The organism is Rhizobium atlanticum (genome assembly GCF_030182485.1).
Classification (GTDB): domain Bacteria; phylum Pseudomonadota; class Alphaproteobacteria; order Rhizobiales; family Rhizobiaceae; genus Rhizobium.
In genome coordinates this window covers 14,744-33,486 of the sequence record NZ_JAQJCJ010000034.1, presented here as the reverse complement: position 1 = coordinate 33,486, position 18,743 = coordinate 14,744, and the positions used below count along the sequence as shown (strand labels likewise).

19 protein-coding genes and 2 pseudogenes are annotated in these 18,743 nt (G+C 60.8%); 8 read left to right on the top strand and 13 right to left on the bottom strand.

Annotation, left to right across the window (positions count from 1 at the left end; translation table 11 throughout):
- A pseudogene (locus PH551_RS30465) lies at positions 1-164 on the bottom strand (IS256 family transposase); the annotation flags it as partial.
- A 1,253-nt stretch (positions 165-1,417) separates the two neighbouring features.
- On the opposite strand from PH551_RS30465, the gene PH551_RS30460 reads away from it, so the two are divergent.
- The 3 genes from PH551_RS30460 (at position 1,418) to PH551_RS30450 (ending at position 4,674) form a co-directional block, all read left to right on the top strand.
- Complete coding sequence (locus tag PH551_RS30460) at positions 1,418-2,551, top strand: phosphoribosyltransferase domain-containing protein (RefSeq protein WP_011053330.1); 1,134 nt, start codon at positions 1,418-1,420, stop codon at positions 2,549-2,551.
- A gap of 114 nt (positions 2,552-2,665) precedes the next feature.
- A complete protein-coding gene (locus tag PH551_RS30455; protein ID WP_004675992.1) occupies positions 2,666-3,766 on the top strand; it encodes a cysteine protease StiP domain-containing protein in 1,101 nt (366 codons plus the stop codon).
- A gap of 158 nt (positions 3,767-3,924) precedes the next feature.
- On the top strand, positions 3,925-4,674 hold the full coding sequence (locus PH551_RS30450; protein WP_004675991.1) for an HAD family hydrolase: 750 nt from the start codon (positions 3,925-3,927) through the stop codon (positions 4,672-4,674).
- Positions 4,675-4,944: 270 nt separating this feature from the next.
- On the opposite strand, the pseudogene PH551_RS32985 reads toward PH551_RS30450, so the two are convergent.
- Together PH551_RS32985 and PH551_RS30435 are read right to left on the bottom strand one after the other, a co-directional pair.
- Positions 4,945-5,292 (bottom strand): annotated as a pseudogene (locus tag PH551_RS32985) (DUF4334 domain-containing protein); the annotation flags it as partial.
- A gap of 581 nt (positions 5,293-5,873) precedes the next feature.
- Positions 5,874-6,257, bottom strand: coding sequence for a hypothetical protein (locus PH551_RS30435; protein ID WP_026188834.1), 384 nt, complete (start codon positions 6,255-6,257; stop codon positions 5,874-5,876).
- A gap of 459 nt (positions 6,258-6,716) precedes the next feature.
- Between PH551_RS30435 and PH551_RS30430 the strand changes: the two genes are divergently transcribed.
- Complete coding sequence (locus tag PH551_RS30430) at positions 6,717-7,214, top strand: helix-turn-helix domain-containing protein (RefSeq protein ID WP_018247142.1); 498 nt, start codon at positions 6,717-6,719, stop codon at positions 7,212-7,214.
- A gap of 4 nt (positions 7,215-7,218) precedes the next feature.
- Here PH551_RS30430 and PH551_RS30425 read toward each other — a convergent pair whose 3' ends face one another.
- Together PH551_RS30425 and PH551_RS30420 are read right to left on the bottom strand one after the other, a co-directional pair.
- On the bottom strand, positions 7,219-7,632 hold the full coding sequence (locus PH551_RS30425; RefSeq protein WP_004672597.1) for a hypothetical protein: 414 nt from the start codon (positions 7,630-7,632) through the stop codon (positions 7,219-7,221).
- A 9-nt stretch (positions 7,633-7,641) separates the two neighbouring features.
- The gene (locus PH551_RS30420; protein ID WP_004672596.1) at positions 7,642-8,190 is read right to left on the bottom strand and encodes a hypothetical protein; all 549 of its coding nucleotides are present in this window, start codon (positions 8,188-8,190) and stop codon (positions 7,642-7,644) included.
- A 254-nt stretch (positions 8,191-8,444) separates the two neighbouring features.
- On the opposite strand from PH551_RS30420, the gene PH551_RS30415 reads away from it, so the two are divergent.
- The 4 genes from PH551_RS30415 (at position 8,445) to PH551_RS30400 (ending at position 12,572) form a co-directional block, all read left to right on the top strand.
- Positions 8,445-8,603: a hypothetical protein gene (locus PH551_RS30415; RefSeq protein WP_004672595.1), complete on the top strand. Its 159-nt coding sequence runs from the start codon at positions 8,445-8,447 to the stop codon at positions 8,601-8,603.
- A gap of 94 nt (positions 8,604-8,697) precedes the next feature.
- A complete protein-coding gene (locus PH551_RS30410; RefSeq protein WP_018247141.1) occupies positions 8,698-9,660 on the top strand; it encodes a SctD/MshK family protein in 963 nt (320 codons plus the stop codon).
- Positions 9,661-9,683: 23 nt separating this feature from the next.
- On the top strand, positions 9,684-11,615 hold the full coding sequence (locus tag PH551_RS30405) for a flagellar biosynthesis protein FlhA (RefSeq protein WP_018247140.1): 1,932 nt from the start codon (positions 9,684-9,686) through the stop codon (positions 11,613-11,615).
- A gap of 42 nt (positions 11,616-11,657) precedes the next feature.
- Positions 11,658-12,572 carry a pectate lyase gene (locus tag PH551_RS30400; protein ID WP_004672592.1) on the top strand — a complete coding sequence of 305 codons (915 nt, stop codon included), beginning with the start codon at positions 11,658-11,660 and terminating at the stop codon, positions 12,570-12,572.
- A gap of 60 nt (positions 12,573-12,632) precedes the next feature.
- On the opposite strand, the gene PH551_RS30395 is transcribed toward PH551_RS30400, so the two are convergent.
- From PH551_RS30395 to PH551_RS30360, 8 genes are all read right to left on the bottom strand, one after another.
- Positions 12,633-13,430, bottom strand: coding sequence for an EscU/YscU/HrcU family type III secretion system export apparatus switch protein (locus tag PH551_RS30395; RefSeq protein ID WP_011053325.1), 798 nt, complete (start codon positions 13,428-13,430; stop codon positions 12,633-12,635).
- On the bottom strand, positions 13,417-14,226 hold the full coding sequence (locus PH551_RS30390) for an EscT/YscT/HrcT family type III secretion system export apparatus protein (protein ID WP_004672591.1): 810 nt from the start codon (positions 14,224-14,226) through the stop codon (positions 13,417-13,419). The genes PH551_RS30395 and PH551_RS30390 overlap by 14 nt, the downstream gene beginning before the upstream one ends.
- Before the next feature lie 10 nt (positions 14,227-14,236).
- Positions 14,237-14,464 carry a flagellar biosynthetic protein FliQ gene (locus tag PH551_RS30385; protein ID WP_225881834.1) on the bottom strand — a complete coding sequence of 76 codons (228 nt, stop codon included), beginning with the start codon at positions 14,462-14,464 and terminating at the stop codon, positions 14,237-14,239.
- Between the two features lie 107 nt (positions 14,465-14,571).
- A complete protein-coding gene (gene sctR, locus PH551_RS30380; RefSeq protein ID WP_008534263.1) occupies positions 14,572-15,225 on the bottom strand; it encodes a type III secretion system export apparatus subunit SctR in 654 nt (217 codons plus the stop codon).
- Entirely contained in the window at positions 15,225-16,244 is a 1,020-nt protein-coding gene (locus tag PH551_RS30375; protein WP_004672588.1) for a FliM/FliN family flagellar motor switch protein, read from the bottom strand. Before PH551_RS30375 ends, sctR begins: the two co-directional genes overlap by 1 nt.
- Positions 16,241-17,560 (bottom strand): FliI/YscN family ATPase, encoded by a 1,320-nt coding sequence (locus PH551_RS30370; RefSeq protein ID WP_004672587.1) that lies wholly within the window; start codon positions 17,558-17,560, stop codon positions 16,241-16,243. The genes PH551_RS30375 and PH551_RS30370 overlap by 4 nt, the downstream gene beginning before the upstream one ends.
- Complete coding sequence (gene sctL, locus PH551_RS30365) at positions 17,553-18,116, bottom strand: type III secretion system stator protein SctL (protein ID WP_004672586.1); 564 nt, start codon at positions 18,114-18,116, stop codon at positions 17,553-17,555. The genes PH551_RS30370 and sctL overlap by 8 nt, the downstream gene beginning before the upstream one ends.
- A complete protein-coding gene (locus PH551_RS30360) occupies positions 18,113-18,742 on the bottom strand; it encodes a hypothetical protein (RefSeq protein WP_004672585.1) in 630 nt (209 codons plus the stop codon). The genes sctL and PH551_RS30360 overlap by 4 nt, the downstream gene beginning before the upstream one ends.
- Between the last annotated feature and the right edge of the window lies 1 nt (position 18,743).

Below are 18,743 nucleotides of genomic sequence, written 5' to 3'. Positions count from 1 at the left end.
TGAGTGAGCCGCATCGGGTTCTTCACACCGAAGTCAGCACCCGTGGCCGAGCCGACCTCCAACTCCATCAGCCGCTCGGCAGCAAGACCGATCATCTCACGCAACAAATCTGCATCGGCACTCTTCTCAACAAGCGAACGCACGTTCATCATGTCATTGGTCATCGGTGATCTTTCCGTCAGGTTGGTCTTGAACAACCCGACCCTAGCGGAAAACACTGATGGCCGCCCGCAAAGCCGATCACCCGCTACAGCGCAACGAGAAGCGCGCGGGCGCTCGGCTTTACTCCCTACCGTCAGCTACACCAGGTGCTGGGACACGATCCGCGTTGCCGGTTGCTCACACCGCGCCACTTGGCGTATCAAAACCGCCGAGGCTCTAATCGCCGCTGGATGAAAGTTCAGTGGCAGGTCACGCAGGCTCAAGACCCTCAAGGGCCTCACACTACGAGTTCGTCTGCAAGACATAGACTTCGCAGCCTGAACGTTTCACCCTCGATCCGCTCCATGAAAATGCCGGGACTGAACAACGACGGCTGAGTGCAGGCATCAAGACTTAAGTCTGTCGTAAAGCAGACAAAGCGAATACAAACGTGGTGCGAACTGTCGGCTATTGGCTGACACGAAGATGCAGAACCCTCGACGTGCTGGAGGTGCCCCAGGCACCTGCTATCATCGCAGGTTGGGGCCAAGGCTGGCCTGCTCTGATCCCCGGTAGTGGGCGGGGTACACCCTGCCGATTTCAATGAAGCTACGCCTTTTTTCCCGGCTGATCTCGTCCACCGTTCAAAGGCCCAACCGCCACGTCAGCAGCGTTTAGGCGAATATACGCTCCAGCATCTCTCTTAACTGCAGCGCTTCGCCGCCATCTGAGGTTTCGCGACCGCACGCGCTTGCCATGGCAGGTCCCGCAATCCGTCGCCCAAAGCCGTTATGGATGCAATACGAAATTTCCCGGCAATCTGGACATCTGCCGCGTGAGACCTGGAATGCAATATTCGAGTTCTGGTGCCTATTCAGCTCGCATTCGTGCTGCATGTCCGAGTGGCACGTCCCTTGCTTCACTTCATGCTACTGATTCACCGCAGAGAGCGAGGATGAACTGACGTAAACTCTATTTCTATCGCCCCAGTCGCTTTGTCGGAGATGGGTCACGAGCCGCATCGACGGGGCAGGAAGGCCTCAGATCGGGATTTAGCCCCAACGAAGCTGAAACCAGGGAGGCGCTCGCGCCGTGCTGGCCTTCGCGCCAAGGGCCGGCGAATTCTCCTGCGATATCGTGGCGCGGATGCACTCTGAGCCTCGAGAGGTAAGTGCTACCCTGCTCGTCAACGAGACGCCAATGAGCGTGCGGCGTCACGGAAACATATGGCACGGATTTTTTCCACGGTAAACGTCCGTACTTTCGAAAGCTGGCAATGGTGAATCCTTCAACATACTCTGCGCAACTCGCCGACGGCACTATCTCGGTTCACGTGGATCGAAGCCTTGTACCCCCCATCGAGATGTTCGGCTTCGGGCAGCGAATCAACCCGAACCGCTCGTTTCTGTTTGTTTCCAAGGTTCTTGGTCGATTCCTGCCGATCCGCCCTTCGGTCATGGGAAATGCATTCGACCTCCTTGCACGTCAGATTCCTGCCGATATTCCTGGTCCGGTTTTGTTCATCGGAATAGCCGAAGCGGGCATTGGCCTTGGTGCGGGTGTCCATCGGCGGTTCCGCGAACTCACTGGTCGCGGCGATGCAATATATATCTGCTCCACTCGCCATGATCTTAAACTGCCGCTGCTGTGCGAATTTGAGGAAGAGCATAGCCATGCCCCGCGGCACCTCCTGCACGAACCATGCGAGGCAAGGCTCCGCGACTTGGTTCATGGTGCGACCGGCTTGGTACTCGTTGACGATGAGGCTTCGACAGGTAAGACATTTGCCAACATCTTCGCTGCCCTTCCCGCAAAAATTCGTTTGAAGCTGAAGCACACAGTCCTACTTACGCTTACCGACTGGTCAGAAGGCGCTGCCCGCGCGGAGATCACGGGAACAGTCAGTGAGGCTACTATCGTTTCCGGACGGTACAGTTGGACTCCGCGTGGGGATTTCACGGCAGCTACTCCGCAGGTCCCTTCCTGTGACCGTCCTAAGCGGCCCGAGGTCTGTCCCGACGTCGCTCGAGACTGGGCGCGTCTCGGCGTCGTCGATCACTTGCAGGGTCTCAATGCAAACGCTGCCGATGACGGGATTACCCTCGTACTCGGAACGGGCGAACACGTGTGGCAGCCCTTCCTGCTTGCGGAGCGCTTGGAAAAGGAGGGCGCTGAGGTTTTCTATTCATCCGTGACGCGTTCTCCCCTGTCGAAAGGCCACGCGATCGGTTCAGTACTTTCGTTCTCCGACAACTACGGCGGAACAGTTCCACATTACCTCTACAACGTCGATCCAGCGCTGTACTCGAAAATTATACTCTGCTCGGAGACAGGCCCGGAAAATGTCTGTGCCAGCCTGATGTCCGCACTGGGCGATCCCATTGTCCTTTCAGACGTAGAAGGTGAATGAAGCCGCCTTAGGCCATGCGGTCTGCCGCTTCGAAATCGGCTCACTCGATCGGACATTTCCGCCAGTCCACGGCGACACAACACTGCTGTCGCGTTATCTAAGGACATCACTCCCATGGGGGATACCTATGACAGCATCGCCTCCCCTGCCACACTAGGCTCCTACGCCGAATACGACGTGACGCTCCTTCTCAAGAGAGTGGATATTCAGCCTACTGACACGGCCACGAGGGAAGAGGCCATCCAATCCGGGCGGCGGCATTACTCGGAAATGATTTCCGCCGAGATGGCCCCGACCCGCGAATACATGGAGCTGTTTGCTAAGGCCATGGCCACTGGTGGCCCGCGCATGGGCGCCGAGACGGCACGCCTCGCCCTCGCGATCGTGCAGTCGGTCGAGGGTCCTATTACCCTTGTCAGTTTGGTCCGCGCCGGCGTGCCCTTCGGCATCCTTCTCAAGAGGGCCATCGCCTTACTCGGCCGGGACGTCGGACACTACGGGTTGTCGATCATTCGCGACAAGGGCGTTGACGACGAGGCTATGCGCCACATTCTTGCCAGGCGTCCTGTCGAGAGCATCGTCTTCGTAGATAGCTGGACGGGCAAAGGAGCAATTGCGAACCAACTCGAAAAGAGCTTCAAGGACTACTCAGACCGGCCTGCGCGGCTAGTTGTATTGGCCGACCCCTGCGGCTGCGCATGGCTCGCCGCATCGGGCGACGACTGGCTTATTCCCTCCGGAATGCTAGGATGCACCGTATCCGGGCTTATCAGCCGCTCGATCCTCAACGCTGCCCTCGTCGGTCCCGGTGACTTCCACGCCTGCGTCCAGTGGGATAATCTCGCGGAACACGATATTTCCCGATCATTCGTGGATGGTATGTGGAATGATGTCTCCACTGTGATTGCAACCGAAATCCCGAGCGTCTGGAGTATCGAGACCCGCCGGGCGCATCGCGATGCCGCCGCCGCTGCCGTCGCCTGGGTGATGGGGGAGGACGCCGTAACGAACATCAACCGAGTAAAGCCGGGCATTGCGGAGGCGACCAGGGCCATCCTGCGACGTGTGCCGGAAAAGGTGTACGTCTCGTCGCCAACCGATCCAGAACTCGCGGCCCTCATGTACCTGATCGACAACAAAGGCGTCCCGTATGTCGTCTCCCCTAGAAAGATCGCCCCCTACCGCGCCGTCACGCTGATCCGGCACGTCTCCTAATCTCCACGTATGTCTACTTACGAGCTCGGCGCGCAGGTCAAGGAAACTGAGATGTGACAAATTCCGTATCGTAAAATTCATTGCCAATGGAGAATCCGCGAAAGCTCACATCTGGCAATCGATCAAATATTTAACCAGTCGCATTTTGGAGTACGCATATGAAGCCCATTGCTCTGGTGGACCTCGACGACACCTTGTTTCAAACCAAGAAAAAGATACCGGAGATTGCGGAAGCCGATCTGGTATTGGCGTCCAAATCCATTAATGGAAGCAACTCCTATATGACGAAGATTCAAGCTGCCTTTGTCGAGTGGCTGCTCGTCTCCACGGAGGCCATCCCGGTTACGGCGCGCGGCTCTGAGGCTCTTTCGCGCGTTACGATCGCGTTTGAAAGCTACTCAATCGTATCGAACGGTGCCGTCATCCTCAAAAAGGACGGCAAGCCTGACGCCGAATGGCATGAGGTCGTCGCAAGGGAGCTCCGGCCGCTTGCCGGCTTTTTCGATAAGCTCCTCGATGAGGGCAGGACCAAGGCGAGGGAACTTGGCGTCCACATCCGGTGCTGGTCGGTGATGGAAGCTGATCTCGCGACATATGTTGTCTTCAAAGAGATTGACGGAGACGGCTCACGCCTTGAAGAGATTGTGCCGATCATTCGAGAAAAACGGGGTTGGGTTCGACACCACAACGGCAATAACCTTGCGCTAGTTCCGCCTGCGATCTCAAAACGGGTGGCCTCACAATTTCTGCTCAAAAAGCTTCGGACGGAGCATCCAGGTCGCCCAGTGATCGGCTACGGTGACAGTGTGAGCGACTTCTCCTACCTGTCCCTCTGCGACTGGTGGGGCGCTCCGGGTAACTCTCAAATGACAGACCTTGTCGTTTCCGCTGTTGCGCGTGAGAGATAGGTGACACGCGTACTGCGAACGTGGTGATATGTGAGGAGGGTGCAGGAATGATCCTGCACCTCCAGTCTTTTAGTAGAAACTTCCTATAGGTAAAACGCCGCGCCATATCGCGGTAAGAACCATGGCAAGCGCGGCGAGGATCGCGAGATTCCCGTCGGCTTTTACCACGAGTACGTAGAGCTTGTATTTCAGCATGATATGACCTTTCGATGAGCTCATTAGGAACTGCCGTCTCGACGGTTCGTGCCTTACTTGCGCAGAGCGAAATTTCGCGCCCATGATCCTCTCGGCGTCGATCCGCCGGAAATGGTCGACGATGGGTTGATCGTCATAGACCATGGCCGCGCTCTTGACGCAGCCGAACATCATGGCCTTCAAAGACGCGACCGGGCCCTCGCCCGCAGCCGGCGCTGGAGATAGGAAAACTTGGTTGCTTGCCAAACGCGTCCTGTCGATCTTATAAAAACGCAACGTTAGCCGAAGCGGGATCCATTTGGGATCCACGGCAACCAGCCGCCGGTCTCCCGCTCGAAACAGCAGCACATCGGCGCGCATGTCCGGCGTGAACCGTTTGCCGAACCAGCCAAGATCTTCGAGCACACCATCGAACGATGCCCCGTCGATTGGCGACTGTCTATCCATTCAAGCGGCCAGTGCGGCTGCTCGGCGTCACGCTTTCAACGCTGACGACCTCCGATCGGCAATGCACGACCCCAGTCCCAACTTGATCTCGGGCTCTGACGGCCCATCGCCCCGAAATAGAAAAGCCTGCCGCGGGAGGAGGTGCGGCAGGCTTTCCTAAAAGAACCGAACGGCGACCTGGGAGGAGGAGTGCCGCTGTTCCCACAGACGTCCCTTTGGGAGGAGGAGTGGGCCGTCTAAACTTCGAAGCGTTGCGGGAGGAAGCATCGCTTCGATGAAAATAGCAATACTCGGGCCAGCGCCATGAAGCCAGCGTCTATGTTGCACTGCAGCTATGCACCCGCCGCAACAATCGGCAGGACATCGAGCATTCCTACCCCTGATTTTGTCGGCGGCTCTGCCGCTGTTACAGAGTGGAACCGCTACAACGTCAATTTCGATATCGAAAGCCCCAAGAAGGCCGTGACAGTTCGCGGCGGCCCTGCCGTCATGGAAAGTAGCGCCGCTGGAGACGGTGGCCGGCAGCTAAGCTGGATCGGTGCGGTTCGCGACAGTCATTAGGGGACACCCGGTGACAGACAGTATGAAGTGGCAGTCGCTCCCAGAAGCGCAAGATGTTCTGCGGGTATGTTTTCACCGTTAAGACCCGGCTGTACAATCCCGATCCGGTACTCGATGAACTTGCGTTGGGCAGCCTTTCGAAGCGTGGCCAAGTCATTCAGGCTGCCTCGAATGAAACGGGCCCGGCCCTTAAGATGTGATGTTTCTCTCACGGTCAGGTGGTTGATGAGGTTCTTCAAGCTCCATGTCCCCTTCACCCCCTTCTGTGCTTGACCGCAAACGAGGTAAAGATCGTCCGCCCGGCGCCCCATTACTGCCTGCGAGTATTTCAGATGCCAGAGAAGTACGGTGACGGTATCGTCCGTCTCCTCGATCGCCACGACGTCCGCGCTCTCCCAGGTGTCATCGTCATCTCTTCCGGGAGAGTGGGCAGACAATCCTCGCAATGGGCGTTCCGCTGATCGCACCTCCTTTGGTTTTCTGACCACTTTACCGCCCGAAGCGTGACCTCTCGCTTTTGAGGCAAGTGTCCGAGCGTAAAGGGAAGCCATTGAATCTTGTAAAGAATTCGGTTGCGCAGCGGGCGGATTCCCGCTATCTTTTTCGATAGGGCAGTACGCGCTGCCCTGGGGTGTGGAAACCCCTACACGTGGTTGATGCCGGCCGTAACGGCATCACACTCCTTGACCTTCGGTCGAGGAGCCTGTGGCGTATGTCCAGGTTCCTCGGAACTAAAGGCCACAGGACCGTCGTGTACGGTTTCCAACTCCCCGATCAGTGGGTTTAGCGAGTTTTCAGCGGGGGCGCACCGCGTGAAACTCTCCATCGGGGTGTCCACCATGAAGCGCTATGCAGCAGCACAGGTCCGGACTTCGAGGCCTGCGCAAGCCGAACAGTCGAATGTAGCGCGCGAGTTGGTGCATCCAGTTGATCGGCATGTCGGACAGCAAATCCGTATCCGCCGAATGCAGTCGAATGTATCCCTAGGGGATCTCGGCGCCGGCATCGGGGTCAGTTTGCAGCAGGTACAAAAATATGAAAGCGGTAAGAACCGCGTCAGCGCTTCGATGCTCTACGAGCTTGCCAATTGCCTCAAGATCCCTGTTTCGAGGTTTTTCGAAGGTCTTCCAGATCCCGAAACCACTCAGGGCCAGCAAATCATAACAGAGATCGATGAGAAGATTGCCTACATTTCCACGGCGGAGGGACGGCGTCTGATAGACGACGTTTTGCTCCTTTCTCCGCGTGTGCGCAGCCGGGTCGTTGCCCTCGTCAGCTCGATTGTCGAGGAAGAGATGGAAGAACAGAAGCCGGTTGGTTCATCTGCTGGTTCTTAGCTCCCTACCGGTCGATTTTCTCCGCTGCTTCAAGCGAAAATTCGGTGCGCAATACCGCCTTCTGTGCCCGCGAAAAATCGGCGGCGACGTGTTCTGCCCGCTCTTGCGCAGCCAGCCGGTCGGCTTTGCGCTGCGCAAGCGATAGGCCGGCAACGGCTTCATGGCTGCGCAATACGGATTGTCGCATCAGCGCGTCCTGAAGCTCGGCGGCGGAGATAGCGCCGCTCTTGCGCAATGCGTCGACGACAGGATTGCCGGCGGCCAGGCTTGCCGCGATGTCGAGCGCTTCGGAGGCTTCCGTTTCCCGCTCCCGCGCGTTTTCGGCGTCCGCCCGCGCCTCAGAGAGGCTGCGGGAAAGATTATCCGCCCGCAGGCTGCGGATCTCCAGCAACTGCCTGAGAGACTTCAGCGCCTTCATATCAGCCGCTCAGGCACCGTTGTTCGTCGTCAGGACTTCCAACTGGCCGCCCTTGATGACCTTGATGCTGTCGGCTTGCGGCCGGCTCAGCACGTCTTCGACGGCCTTGGTGAAGACCGCGGGCCCGCGCACCAGCACCAATCCGCTGGCGGGATCTTCACGCAGCGCATCGTCCGGCAGCAGCGGGAACAGCGCGCGAATGGCGTTTTGCTCGGTCTTCCAGCTGCGGCCGCCGCGATCGAGGACGACGGTGGAGACCTCCTGCTTCGGCGCGATGATGATGCGGCTGCCGTCATAGGCGACGAAGAGATTGCTGGCATCGCCAAGCTTGACGAAGGCCTTGGCTCCGCTTTCCCGGACGGACCAGTGCTCGACCTTGCCGCTCAGCGTCCCGACTGTCGTGACCGGGATGCCGGACATGAAGGACAGCGTCTGGACAACTTCGCCAAGCGGCAGGGAGACGACATCCAGGCGCACCTCCCGCTCGCTGGCGCCGGCCGATGGAGGAAAGGAGGCCAGCAGTCCGATAGCGGCCATGTAAACAAAACGCGCAAACATCTGAGTTTACCTCACGATCCGGATATCGCCCGACAACTAATGAACGAAGGCAGGCAGTGAGTACGGAATCCAGTCTATTAATAATTATCCGATCTACTGTTGCAGATCATCGGTCCTCTGGGAACAGGACGGATATCCATTTCGCGCATTTGTTGTACATATCGCGAATTAATAACTTTTTAACATAAGCTATTGAATTCGATCTTGAATTCTGCAAGGCTCTGGCCGCCAAAACCATGCAAGGAGTTCAAGACATGGCTAGTACTTCGACACTTGATGCGGGCATCGGCTCGGCGATTTCCGCCTTCAAGTCGGCCCAGAACGAAGCGACCGAGCAGAGCCTGAAGGTTGCAACCGAAATCACCAAGATCAACGGCGTCGCAAACGCCATCAAGAAGATCGGCCCAGGCTGATTGAAACAATGGCGAGACGGGTTCGCCCGTCTCGCTTCCCCGCTTTCGAAGACAATAAAAGCCGCTCGACGGACGGTTCGGGAACAAGATGGTTATGGATCTAGATTCCTCTTCGCCGACATTCAGAGGTAACGCCGGCAACGCTGCGTCAGGCAGCGGCGGACCGGTCTTGCGCATCACGCGCGCCGGGCGCAGCTCCAATCTGCCGCTGACGACAGAGCGGCAGGTGGTCGGCGGCAGCGCCGATTGTGACCTGATCGTCCTAGGCGCCAAACCGGAACCCGCCTTTGCCATCAGTCTGCAGCGCTCCCGCGGCTCCGACACGGTGTCGTTGACCGCGTTGCGGGATGACGTCGTGATCGACGGTCGTTCCATCCCGCGCGATCGGACAATGACCCTTACGAAGAGACAGACCATCTCCTTCGACGGCACGATCTGTGAGCTCGAAGGTCTCGGCGCCGGGCGCGTGCGGTTCGCGCCGCGCCGGATTGCGGCTGCCGGCCTTCTCGGGCTGGCGGCGTTGCTTTTGCTGGCCGGCCTTTACAACAGCGATGCGCCGGCTCACGAAGCCCCGCTCGTCAGGGTTTCCGCCGCACCCGAACCGGCGCCGGCGGCGGCGGCGATCGCGGCCGAAATCCGCCAGGCCATTCGTATGGCGCAGCTTCCCCAAGATCTGAGCATCGTCGCCACCGCCGACGAAATTCGCATCGGCGAAGGATCGCGGCCTCTCGGCCTGCCCGACAAGACCAAGCTGCGCAGCATCATCGCCTCGATGAGCCGGCGCGGTTCCGTTTCCATCGTCGATCTCACCGCCCTCTCTTCCGGTCTCGACGGCTTCGTTGCCGCCGCCGGCTATACGCCCGTCAGGTTCATCATCGGCTCCGACGGCCGCCGCTACGAGGAAGGCGATGTCGTTTCGAGCGGCTGGCGCATCAAGGAGATCGGCAAAGACCAGATGATCGTTTCCCGTGACAGTGAGGACGATACGGTCAATTTCGCCTCTGCCGGCAATGCCGAGCCGAAGCTCGCCGAAATTTCCAGCAGCGAACAAGAATAGGCGATGGCGTCGGAAGCCGGATCATGAAGGTAAGGTCATCCGCCTTCGCCATGCTTGCGCAGCGCACCGATATGCTGCTTGCGGTTTTTTTCGCCTCCGTCGTGACGATGCTGGTGCTGCCGCTTCCGACAATCGTTCTGGACGTGCTGATCGCTTTCAATCTCTCCTTCGCTTTCGTGGTGCTGATCACCACGACCTATCTGAAGAGCGTGCTTGAAATCTCGACCTTTCCCGCGGTCATTCTGATCGGCACGCTGTTCCGCCTGGCCTTGACGATTTCCTCGACCCGGCTCGTGCTGGCGGACGCCGATGCCGGCGAGATCATCATGGCCTTCGGCGATTTCGTCGTTGCGGGAAATGTCGTCGTCGGGCTGATCATTTTCCTGATCGTGGCGCTGGTGCAGTTCATCGTGGTGACGAAGGGCGCCGAGCGCATCGCCGAGGTCGGCGCCCGTTTCACGCTCGACGCCATGCCGGGCAAGCAGCTCGCCATCGACAGCGACCTGCGCAACGGCCATATCAGCACGGAAGCCGCGCAGAAGCGCCGGTCGCGTCTCGAACAGGAGAGCCAGTTCTTCGGCGCGATGGACGGCGCCATGCGCTTCGTCAAGGGCGATGCGGTCGCAGGATTGGTGATCGTCGCCGTCAATCTCATCGGCGGCCTGGCGATCGGTATCTTCCAGAAGGGCCTGAGCTTCGCCGAGGCCGCCCATCTCTATACGCTGCTGTCGATCGGCGACGGTCTGGTGTCGCAGATTCCGTCCATTCTGATGGCAGTCTCGGCCGGTATCGTCGTGACCCGCGTGTCCGATGACGGCAACGGCAGTCTCGGCAGCGATATCGGCCGCGAACTCTTCCGGGAGCCCCGTGCATTGGCGATTGCGGCGGCGCTGACGATCTGCGCGGGCTTCGTGCCGGGATTTCCCACAGGCGTGCTCGGCGCGATCGGCCTGTGTCTGGCGGGCCTTGCCTTCATGGTGCATCGCCGGCGCGCCGGCCCAGCCGCGGCCGCATCGGCGAATGCCGTGGAAAGCGCCAATTCCTATCCGCTCGACAGGACGAAATATGGCGATCCCGTCATCGCCACCGTCGCGGTGGAAACGCTGGCGCGGCTTGAGGCGATGCGACTCGGCGAAATGCTGGACGGGCGGATCCGCATGGCGGCGCGCGCCGTCGGCGTCTCCGTGACGGTGCCGACGTTCAACGCCGATCCCCGCATGGCCGAGGATCTGATCCACCTTCAGGTCGAAAACGTGCCCGCCGGTCTCGTCAGCTGCGGTCCCGAACGGACGGCCGAACAGATTGCCGACGGCATCGTGCGCATCGTCCGCCGCCATATCGGCGCCCTGTTCAGCGTCGACGACGCGGCACAATGGCTGGGCAGCCTCGAACCGCGTCTCGGCAAACTGGCGATCGACGTCGCCACCCAGGTGCCGCTGATGCTGACGGTCGCGGTCGTCAGACGCCTGCTGGATTCCGGCGTGACGCTTTCCCAGCCGCGCGGACTGCTGGAAGTGATGCTGCACGCCGGCACCGATCACGCGCCGGATGCCCTGGCCGAAATGGCGCGCGCCGCGCTGGTCAAGCAGATCGCCTTCGGGCTTCTCGACCGGCGCGGATTGCTGCCGGCGCTGGTGCTTCCCGCCGAATGGGACCACTTCATCCGCTCCTATGACGCCGCTGGAGCGACCGAGAAGATCGAGATAGCCGAAAGGCTGCGCCTGCTGGCCGAGAAAGCCAGGCAGGCTCTCGAGGACGCCAACGAGCGGGGATACGATCCCATCATCATCGTGCCGGGCGAGTGGCGCCTGCTCACCCAGACGCTGATGATCCACCACAACTGCCGCATTCCGGTGCTGGCGGCGGAGGAGATCGACAGGGATATAACGATCGAAACCATCGGAGAGATCGGGCAAATCCGGAACGCTGCCGGCTCCAAACAAAGGCCGGGCTGATAGAGCAAGTGAAGTAGACGAGACCAACTGGGGATGAATGCAATGTGTGGCGTAGATGGACAAAGGCCCATAGACTTCGACAGAACCTCCCGTTTCGACCTTGAGTCCGATTGCCTTGGCGGCAGCAATAGGGCCGACACGGATTTCACCACCATCCGAACCCGCAAGGTCTCGCCCTTCGAAGATTTCTCCGGCAACCCGCCGACACTGACCTCCTATGTGCCGAATTCGCGGGAAACGTCGGAAAACGGCATGGATTCCGACCCCAAGGATCTGCTGCGCAAGCACATCAACTGGCAATCCGACTCCAAGAAGGTGGATCCATCCGACGAGAAACAGGCCACGACTTTGCAGACCACGACGGAAAAACCCGACCTCTCGAAAGAGGGCAGCGTCATCGTCGTCAACGAGCCGATCGTCGTGGATGGCGGCGTGTTCGACGGCAAGGGCGCGACCTATACGGCCTCGTCCAAGCTCGGCGATGGCGGCCAGTCCGAAACCCAATCGCCGCTGTTCATTCTCAAGAACGGCGCGACGCTCAAGAATGTCGATCTCGGCGAGAATGGCGCCGACGGAATCCACGTCTATGACGGCGCGACGCTCGAAAACGTCAATTGGCAGAATGTCGGCGAGGATGCGCTGACGGTAAAAAGCGCCGGCGACATCACTATTATCGGTGGCTCCGCCAAGGGCGCGACCGACAAGATCTTCCAGATCAATGCCGACACGAGGTTCTATCTGAAGGATTTCGTCGCTGACGGCTTTACCACGCTCGTGCGCACCAACGGCGGCAAGCAGATCGACGCCGACGTCACCATCGATGGCGGGGCGTTCTCCCACGGCAGCAACGTCTTCCGCACCGACAGCTCACTTGCCAGCGTGACGTTCCTCTCCGATATCACGCTGGACGATGTGAAGAACTGGACGCGTGTAGGTGACAACCAATCGGGCGTCTGAGACGCCCGACCACCGGAACCGCAAAGCGAAGATCAAGCGGGCGGCTTAGGCTCCCGCTTTTCATTGCCGGCCTGATCCTTGCCTGCGCGGCGGGCTGCTGCGCATTTCCGCGCCGATTTGCCGGCGCGCCGATTTCAGCTTCGGGTCGCCCTGGGTATCCTTGTATTCGCGCCGCGCCTCGGTCTTGGTCATGCGGTGTTCGTGCCTGAACAACGCGCGCGAAATGCGGATATCGAAAAACGCCGCCGCCACCATGATGCCGGCGGCAATGACGAGGATCGAGCCGAGGAGATGGGCTGTCGTGGAGAGCGTGCATGCTTCTCCGCAAAGAGGCGACCAGAAGATGCTGTTGAGGAAATAGAGGATCGCACCGCCGCCGGCGGTTGCGAGCAGGACAAACTTGACGAGCCCCTTGACGAACTCGGCGATGCTCGCGAGCGAAAAAAGCCTCTTGATGCCCTCGAACGGATTGAGCCGGGTGAAATCGAAGCTCATATGTTTGAACGATACGGGAAACCCCTGCCCGTCGAGGATCGACACCAGGATGGTCGCGGCAAGACCCATGGCAAGCGGCAGCCAGATGAGATCGAGCAGCGCCACGCCGGTTTCGCTCAAGCCGACAGTGACGGCGTCGGAGACGTCGGCTCGCGCGGCGGACTGAAGGCCGGCATCGAAACTGCGGGTGAAATCCTCGAGGATATCAGGCAAGCCCCAGGTGACGTAGACGGCGATGGCAAGGACGGAGATCGCAACCGGGATTTCCTTCGAGCGGGGAACCTGGCCCTCGCGGCGGAGCCGATCGAGCTTCACCCGGCTCGGCGGCAGGGTTTTTTCCTCGGTATCGTCATTTTTGGCCATGGGTCACCTCCAGCATGGCTTTCACCTCGTTGAATCCGTCGATCCAGAGATCGTGGAAATAGCTGGAGATAAAGGCCGTGTAGATGACGAGAATGACCACGACCGCGAAGTTCTTGATGGCCGGCAGGCTATCGTTCAGCGGGAATTGTTTCGACGAGCGGCCAACGAAGGCCAGCGACAATTCGAGCGCGCAGGTGACGATCATGAACGGGGCGGCAAGCAATCCGGCCGCTTTGAACAGCCGGCCGAATACACCGAGGATCATGTCGAGCGGATCGTCGGGCATGGCGGGCATGAGCTTGAAGAGCGGCCAGAACTCGAACGACTTGTAGAAAATCGCGACCAGATCGATGATGCCGCCGGCGCTGACGAAAATCACCAGGGCGATCGACATCATCAGCGAGCCGAGCGGCGCGGTTTCCAGCGCGTTGATCTGGTCGAAGAGATTGGCGGCATTGGCCCCGCGATAGACATCGGTCATATCACCCGCCGCCTGGGCCGCCCAGAAGGGAATGCCGAGCCCCATGCCGATGAGCGCCCCGAAGCAAAGTTCCTTCATCGAAAGGGCGGCCAGATCGAACCAGGACGTATCTCCGATAGCCAGCACCGAATAGGCGAAGGCGACGGAGGGCGCCGAAAGGCCGATTGCCAGGCCGAAACGCAGAATGCCGACGATGCTGAACAGCGAGAAGATCGGGAAGATCAGCAGGATCCCGAGCGCGCGGGCGGCGCCGAGCATGGCTGCGGCCGGTGCCGCGACCTCGATGCCGACGAGCGGAAGATGATCCGGCCCCATCCGCCCCGCCTCACTGAACCATGGTCGGGAAGTCGTTCAGGATATGAACGGAATGTTCGATCAGCGGCGTTGCCAGCACCCGGCCGAACAGCAGCAGGGTGATGGAGATCACGAAAATCTTGACGATCTGCGCGATGGTCTGTTCCTGGATTTGCGTTGCAGCCTGGAAAATGGCGATGATCAGCCCGAGAAGCGCGGCCAGGCCCAGAATGGGGCCGGCCAAGGCGAAGGTCGCCATGACGGACATGCCGATTTCAGCTGCGACCTGGTCTTCACCCATGGTGGCAGGCCTTTCGCGTGGGCGCGGCAGGCGCTCGAACCGGGGCTTTCGTCAAGGCGCGATGCTCACTGCGCATAGGACAGCACCAGACCTTCCAGCAATCGCCGCCAGCCGTCGATCGAGACGAACAGCAGCAGCTTCAGCGGTGTCGACACCACGGTCGGGGACATCATCTGCATGCCGAGCGCCACCAGAATGGCGGAGACGGCGAAGTCGATCATCAGGAAGGGCAGATAAATCAGAAATCCGATTTCAAAGGCCCGCGTCAGTTCCGAAACGAGGAAGCTTGGCGTCAGCACGGTGATATCGTCGGAGGCAATGGGGGTTGCCGGCGCGTTTGCCCAGATCTTCTGCGACGCCTGCACGAAAAAGTCGCGCACCTCGGCGTCGGAAAATTTCAGCATGAAATCCTTCAGCGGCGCTGCCACTTTGATCATGCCGTCCGCCATGCCACTGACCGTGCCGAAATCGCCGCTATGGGCGAGCAGCAATTGCCAGCTGTTTTGCAGCACCGGGTTCATCACGAAGGCCGAGAGCACGATGGCAATCGCAAAGACCAGGAGATTCGGCGGCGTCTGCTGGATGCCGATCGCATTGCGCACGATCAGCAGGACGACTGAAATCTTGGTGAAGGAGGTTGCGATCACGGCAATGACCGGCAGCATCGAGATCGCCGCCATTGCCGCGAGGCTCTGGGCAAGAGGAAAGCTCTGTTCCATCAGTCGTGCAGCGCCGTGACGCGAACGGCGCTCAACCCATCCACGGAAATGATTTCGCCCCGTCCGATAATGCGGCCCTGGGCGATGATATCGACGGCGTCCGACAATGGCCTGTCGAGGTTGAACACATAGCCCTCGCCGATCGTCTCGAGTGTGCGCAGCGGCAACTCCAGCCGTCCGGCATCGAAGACCAGCTTGATCGGGATGCTGTCGACAGGCGACGGACGCGGCTCGCCCTGCAATTGCTGATCGACGGTGTCATTCGTCATGAAATGCCTCATTGGTCCGGTTGGCGTCGACAGGAGCGGCTCGGTGAGGACCGCGCCTTTGTCCGAGCGCATGCAGGTTGCAAGGTAACGTTCACCCGTGATCGCGACCACGGTCTCCGGTGCCCCCCCATCGATGACGATGCCGTCCCCCAATCGCAGGGATTTGATCTGACCGACCGACAGCACGGCATAACCGCGCCGGATGTTGACCGCCGTCGTCAGGGCATTGAGCGTGCGGCGCGGTAGGCGGCTTGCCCAGCCGACGAGGCCGGCAAGGAAGGTTTCATCGAAACGGCCGCTCAAGGGCAGGCTCATGCCGCTCCAGCCGATTTCGAAGCCGAAATTGCCGCTAAAATCCGGCTCCGGCTGCGCGCCGATCTCCAGCAGCGAAAGGCCGATGCCGATCTTGTTCTCGATTGCCTCGAAGGCCTCGGCGAACTGATGTTCCACCACCGCCGCCTTTTCATGCGGTGACAGTTTTTCCCAGAGCAGCAGCGGTTCCAGCCTTTCGGCCAGCAGCCGCAATGCTCCGGCCGAAGCAATCAGCATCTGATCCTGCTCGCCGACGCGGCAGAGAATGCCGACAGGATCGGCGATCCGCGTGGCCGCGATATCGGGGGACAGCGGGCGAACGGAAAGCGTCTGCTCCCGGACCGGAATTTGCCAGGCGGCGCGCATCGTCGTGCCGGAACGGGAAAAGAAGCTCCCGGCCATCGATGAGTCGGGCCATGCGGGCGCGGCGATATTCATCGGACAAGCTCCTCGAGCGCTTCGACGATCGCGCCGAACGGCTGCGGCTTGCCCTGGCCGTCAAACAGGAAGCGCTGGATGAGCCCGTGTTTGGCGACGGCCTCGTCGACGGCGGCATCGCGCCCCTGGCGATATTCGCCGACGCGGATCAGCAGTTCCACCTCGTCATAGAGGGCCAGCAGGGCGCGCAGCCTGTCGGCTGCCTGGCGATGGCTCTCGCTCACCACCGCGCTCATCGTCCGGCTTCGGCTGGCCAGCACATCGATCGCCGGAAAATTGCCCGCCCTGGCAATCTTGTCAGAGAGCACGATATGGCCGTCCAGCAGCGACCTGGTTTCTTCGGCGATCGGATCGTCCTGCTCTTCGCCTTCGACGAGGACCGTATAGAAAGCCGTCATCGTGCCGTTTGCGCTGTTGCCGGCGCGCTCGAAGATCTGCGGCAAGACGGCGAATACGGAAGGCGGAAAGCCGCGCCGCACCGGCGGTTCGCCGGCAGCAAGCCCGACTTCGCGCAAGGCGCGGGCCATGCGGGTGACGCTGTCGATGACGAGCAGCACATGTTTTCCCTGCTCGCGAAAATATTCGGCGATCGCCGTTGCCGTCATCACCGCCTTGAACCGCTCCAGCGCCGGGCGATCCGATGTCGCCAGAACCAGCGCCACATTCGAGGCAACGCCTTCCGGCATGTTGTCGGCAACGAATTCGCCGACCTCGCGTCCGCGTTCCCCCACCAGCGCGCAGACGATCACATCGGCCTTGTTGTTGGCGACGATCTGGGACACCAACGTCGACTTGCCGGCGCCGGGCGCGCCGAAAATACCGATGCGCTGGCCCTGCCCGCAGGTCAGCAATCCGTCCAGGGCGGCAATCCCCGAGGTGAACGGCTGGCGGATGGGACGGCGCGACAAGGGGTTGACCGGCTGGCCGTAGAGCGGCTGCAGGAAACGCGCGTCATCGCCGGCCGGATTGGCGGAGGGACGCAGGACGTTGCCGTGCGCATCGACGACCGCGCCGAGCAGGAAGTTGCCGACAGAGATCGCCGGCTCCCGGCCGGTCGGGACGATTTCCGTGCGCTGGGAGATGCCGCGGGTTTCGCCGTGAAGCGAGAGAAGTGCCGTCTCGCCGTCGATACCGACGACATCGGCGAGGCCGATGCGGCCCCTGCCCGGCTCATGCAGTTCGCAGAGCTCGCCGATCCGAACCGAGGGGATGAGCGCCCGCACCAGCAGGCCCGAAACACTCGTCACGCGGCCGCTCTGCCGCCGCACGTCCGTCTGTTCGAGCGTCCGCTCCATGCGAAGCAATGCGTCAGCCATGGACGAGGGCCTCGATCACGGTGGCGAGCTGGTCTTTCAAGCCGATCTGGCTTCGTCCCGCCGATGTCTCCAGGACGATCTCGCCGGCAGACATCAGCGGATCCGTTTCGATAGTGATGCGATGATCGATATCCGCAATTGCCTGGGCGATCATGGCGGCATCCTCGGGGGCGACATGGAGGGCGATCTCCTGGGCCTCTGCGGTCTGGGATATGGCGTGGCGGACCAATCGCCTGGTGCGTTCGTCGGCCTCCATCGATCCGAGGATCAATCCGACCGATTTCAGAACCACCGCCTCGACCCAGCTGTCGAGATTGGCAATCTCCTGTTCGGCTTTTCCGAGCGAGGCGGCAAGCCGTGCGGCGGCATCACGAACGCCCTGTTCGAACCCGTCGCGATAGCCGTTTTGGGCGGCCTGCTCGCTGGCGGCTGCAAGTGTGGCCTGGGATTGGGCGGCGTCCTGGCGGGCAGCCGCCAGAATTTGCGCCGCCTCCCTGATCTGGCCGAAGTTTTCCGCCGGAATGATGCGGTCGTGGCGTGCAAATCCCGAGCTCATCGTCCGGCGCCTTCCTGTGTGGAGGCGACCTCGTCGACGGCGGCCGTCGCCAGAACGAGCGCCGGGCTCTTCAACAGGGAAGCCGAGCCGTTTTCGGCCATGTCGCGCCAGCCCGCCCACCGCCATGCCGCAGAGATCCGATATTCGTCTGCCAGAAGCGTCAGCATCGACCAGCCATCGGCCTCGACGACATGCCTTGCCTGCTCGCTCAACAGATCAAGCGGCGGCGTTGCCGTGGAAAGATTGATGTGGCCGAGGGCGAATGCGACCGCTTCCTCGCCGTAGGCGGCCCTGAGCCTCGCAAGGGTCGGGCGATCGACCGCGGGGCAGAAGGCTGCGAGATGATAGGCGAAGCCCGCCCGGAACGCGGCCTTTGAGAGTCCGTCCGCGTCCATGGAAATCAGGCGGCGGGCGCCGTCGGCAAATGTGGCGGGGTCGCCATGGGCTTCTGCGATCTCCGTGAAAAGCCGCCGGTGCAGCCGCCGCGACAGGGTAGACCCATCGGCAAGGAGCGGCGCGGTCCCATCCCATCGGGCGGCCGTCAGCATATCCGCGGAAAGCAGCGCTGCCCTGCGGATCCTCGCCGCATCCGAGATCGCCTCGCCGTCCGAACGCGGCGTGCGCATG

Coding starts and splice junctions, on each gene's coding strand:
- PH551_RS30460 (WP_011053330.1), top strand. CDS start 1,418: ATGGTGAATCCTTCAACATACTCTGCGCAACTCGCCGACGGCACTATC.
- PH551_RS30405 (WP_018247140.1), top strand. CDS start 9,684: ATGAAGGTAAGGTCATCCGCCTTCGCCATGCTTGCGCAGCGCACCGAT.
- PH551_RS30425 (WP_004672597.1), bottom strand. CDS start 7,632: ATGAAGGCGCTGAAGTCTCTCAGGCAGTTGCTGGAGATCCGCAGCCTG.
- sctR (WP_008534263.1), bottom strand. CDS start 15,225: ATGGAACAGAGCTTTCCTCTTGCCCAGAGCCTCGCGGCAATGGCGGCG.
- PH551_RS30390 (WP_004672591.1), bottom strand. CDS start 14,226: ATGGGGCCGGATCATCTTCCGCTCGTCGGCATCGAGGTCGCGGCACCG.
- PH551_RS30370 (WP_004672587.1), bottom strand. CDS start 17,560: ATGGCTGACGCATTGCTTCGCATGGAGCGGACGCTCGAACAGACGGAC.
- PH551_RS30415 (WP_004672595.1), top strand. CDS start 8,445: ATGGCTAGTACTTCGACACTTGATGCGGGCATCGGCTCGGCGATTTCC.
- PH551_RS30450 (WP_004675991.1), top strand. CDS start 3,925: ATGAAGCCCATTGCTCTGGTGGACCTCGACGACACCTTGTTTCAAACC.
- PH551_RS30360 (WP_004672585.1), bottom strand. CDS start 18,742: ATGCGCACGCCGCGTTCGGACGGCGAGGCGATCTCGGATGCGGCGAGG.
- PH551_RS30410 (WP_018247141.1), top strand. CDS start 8,698: ATGGATCTAGATTCCTCTTCGCCGACATTCAGAGGTAACGCCGGCAAC.
- PH551_RS30400 (WP_004672592.1), top strand. CDS start 11,658: ATGTGTGGCGTAGATGGACAAAGGCCCATAGACTTCGACAGAACCTCC.
- PH551_RS30385 (WP_225881834.1), bottom strand. CDS start 14,464: ATGGCGACCTTCGCCTTGGCCGGCCCCATTCTGGGCCTGGCCGCGCTT.
- PH551_RS30395 (WP_011053325.1), bottom strand. CDS start 13,430: ATGGCCAAAAATGACGATACCGAGGAAAAAACCCTGCCGCCGAGCCGG.
- PH551_RS30455 (WP_004675992.1), top strand. CDS start 2,666: ATGGGGGATACCTATGACAGCATCGCCTCCCCTGCCACACTAGGCTCC.
- PH551_RS30430 (WP_018247142.1), top strand. CDS start 6,717: ATGAAGCGCTATGCAGCAGCACAGGTCCGGACTTCGAGGCCTGCGCAA.
- PH551_RS30375 (WP_004672588.1), bottom strand. CDS start 16,244: ATGAATATCGCCGCGCCCGCATGGCCCGACTCATCGATGGCCGGGAGC.
- sctL (WP_004672586.1), bottom strand. CDS start 18,116: ATGAGCTCGGGATTTGCACGCCACGACCGCATCATTCCGGCGGAAAAC.
- PH551_RS30420 (WP_004672596.1), bottom strand. CDS start 8,190: ATGTTTGCGCGTTTTGTTTACATGGCCGCTATCGGACTGCTGGCCTCC.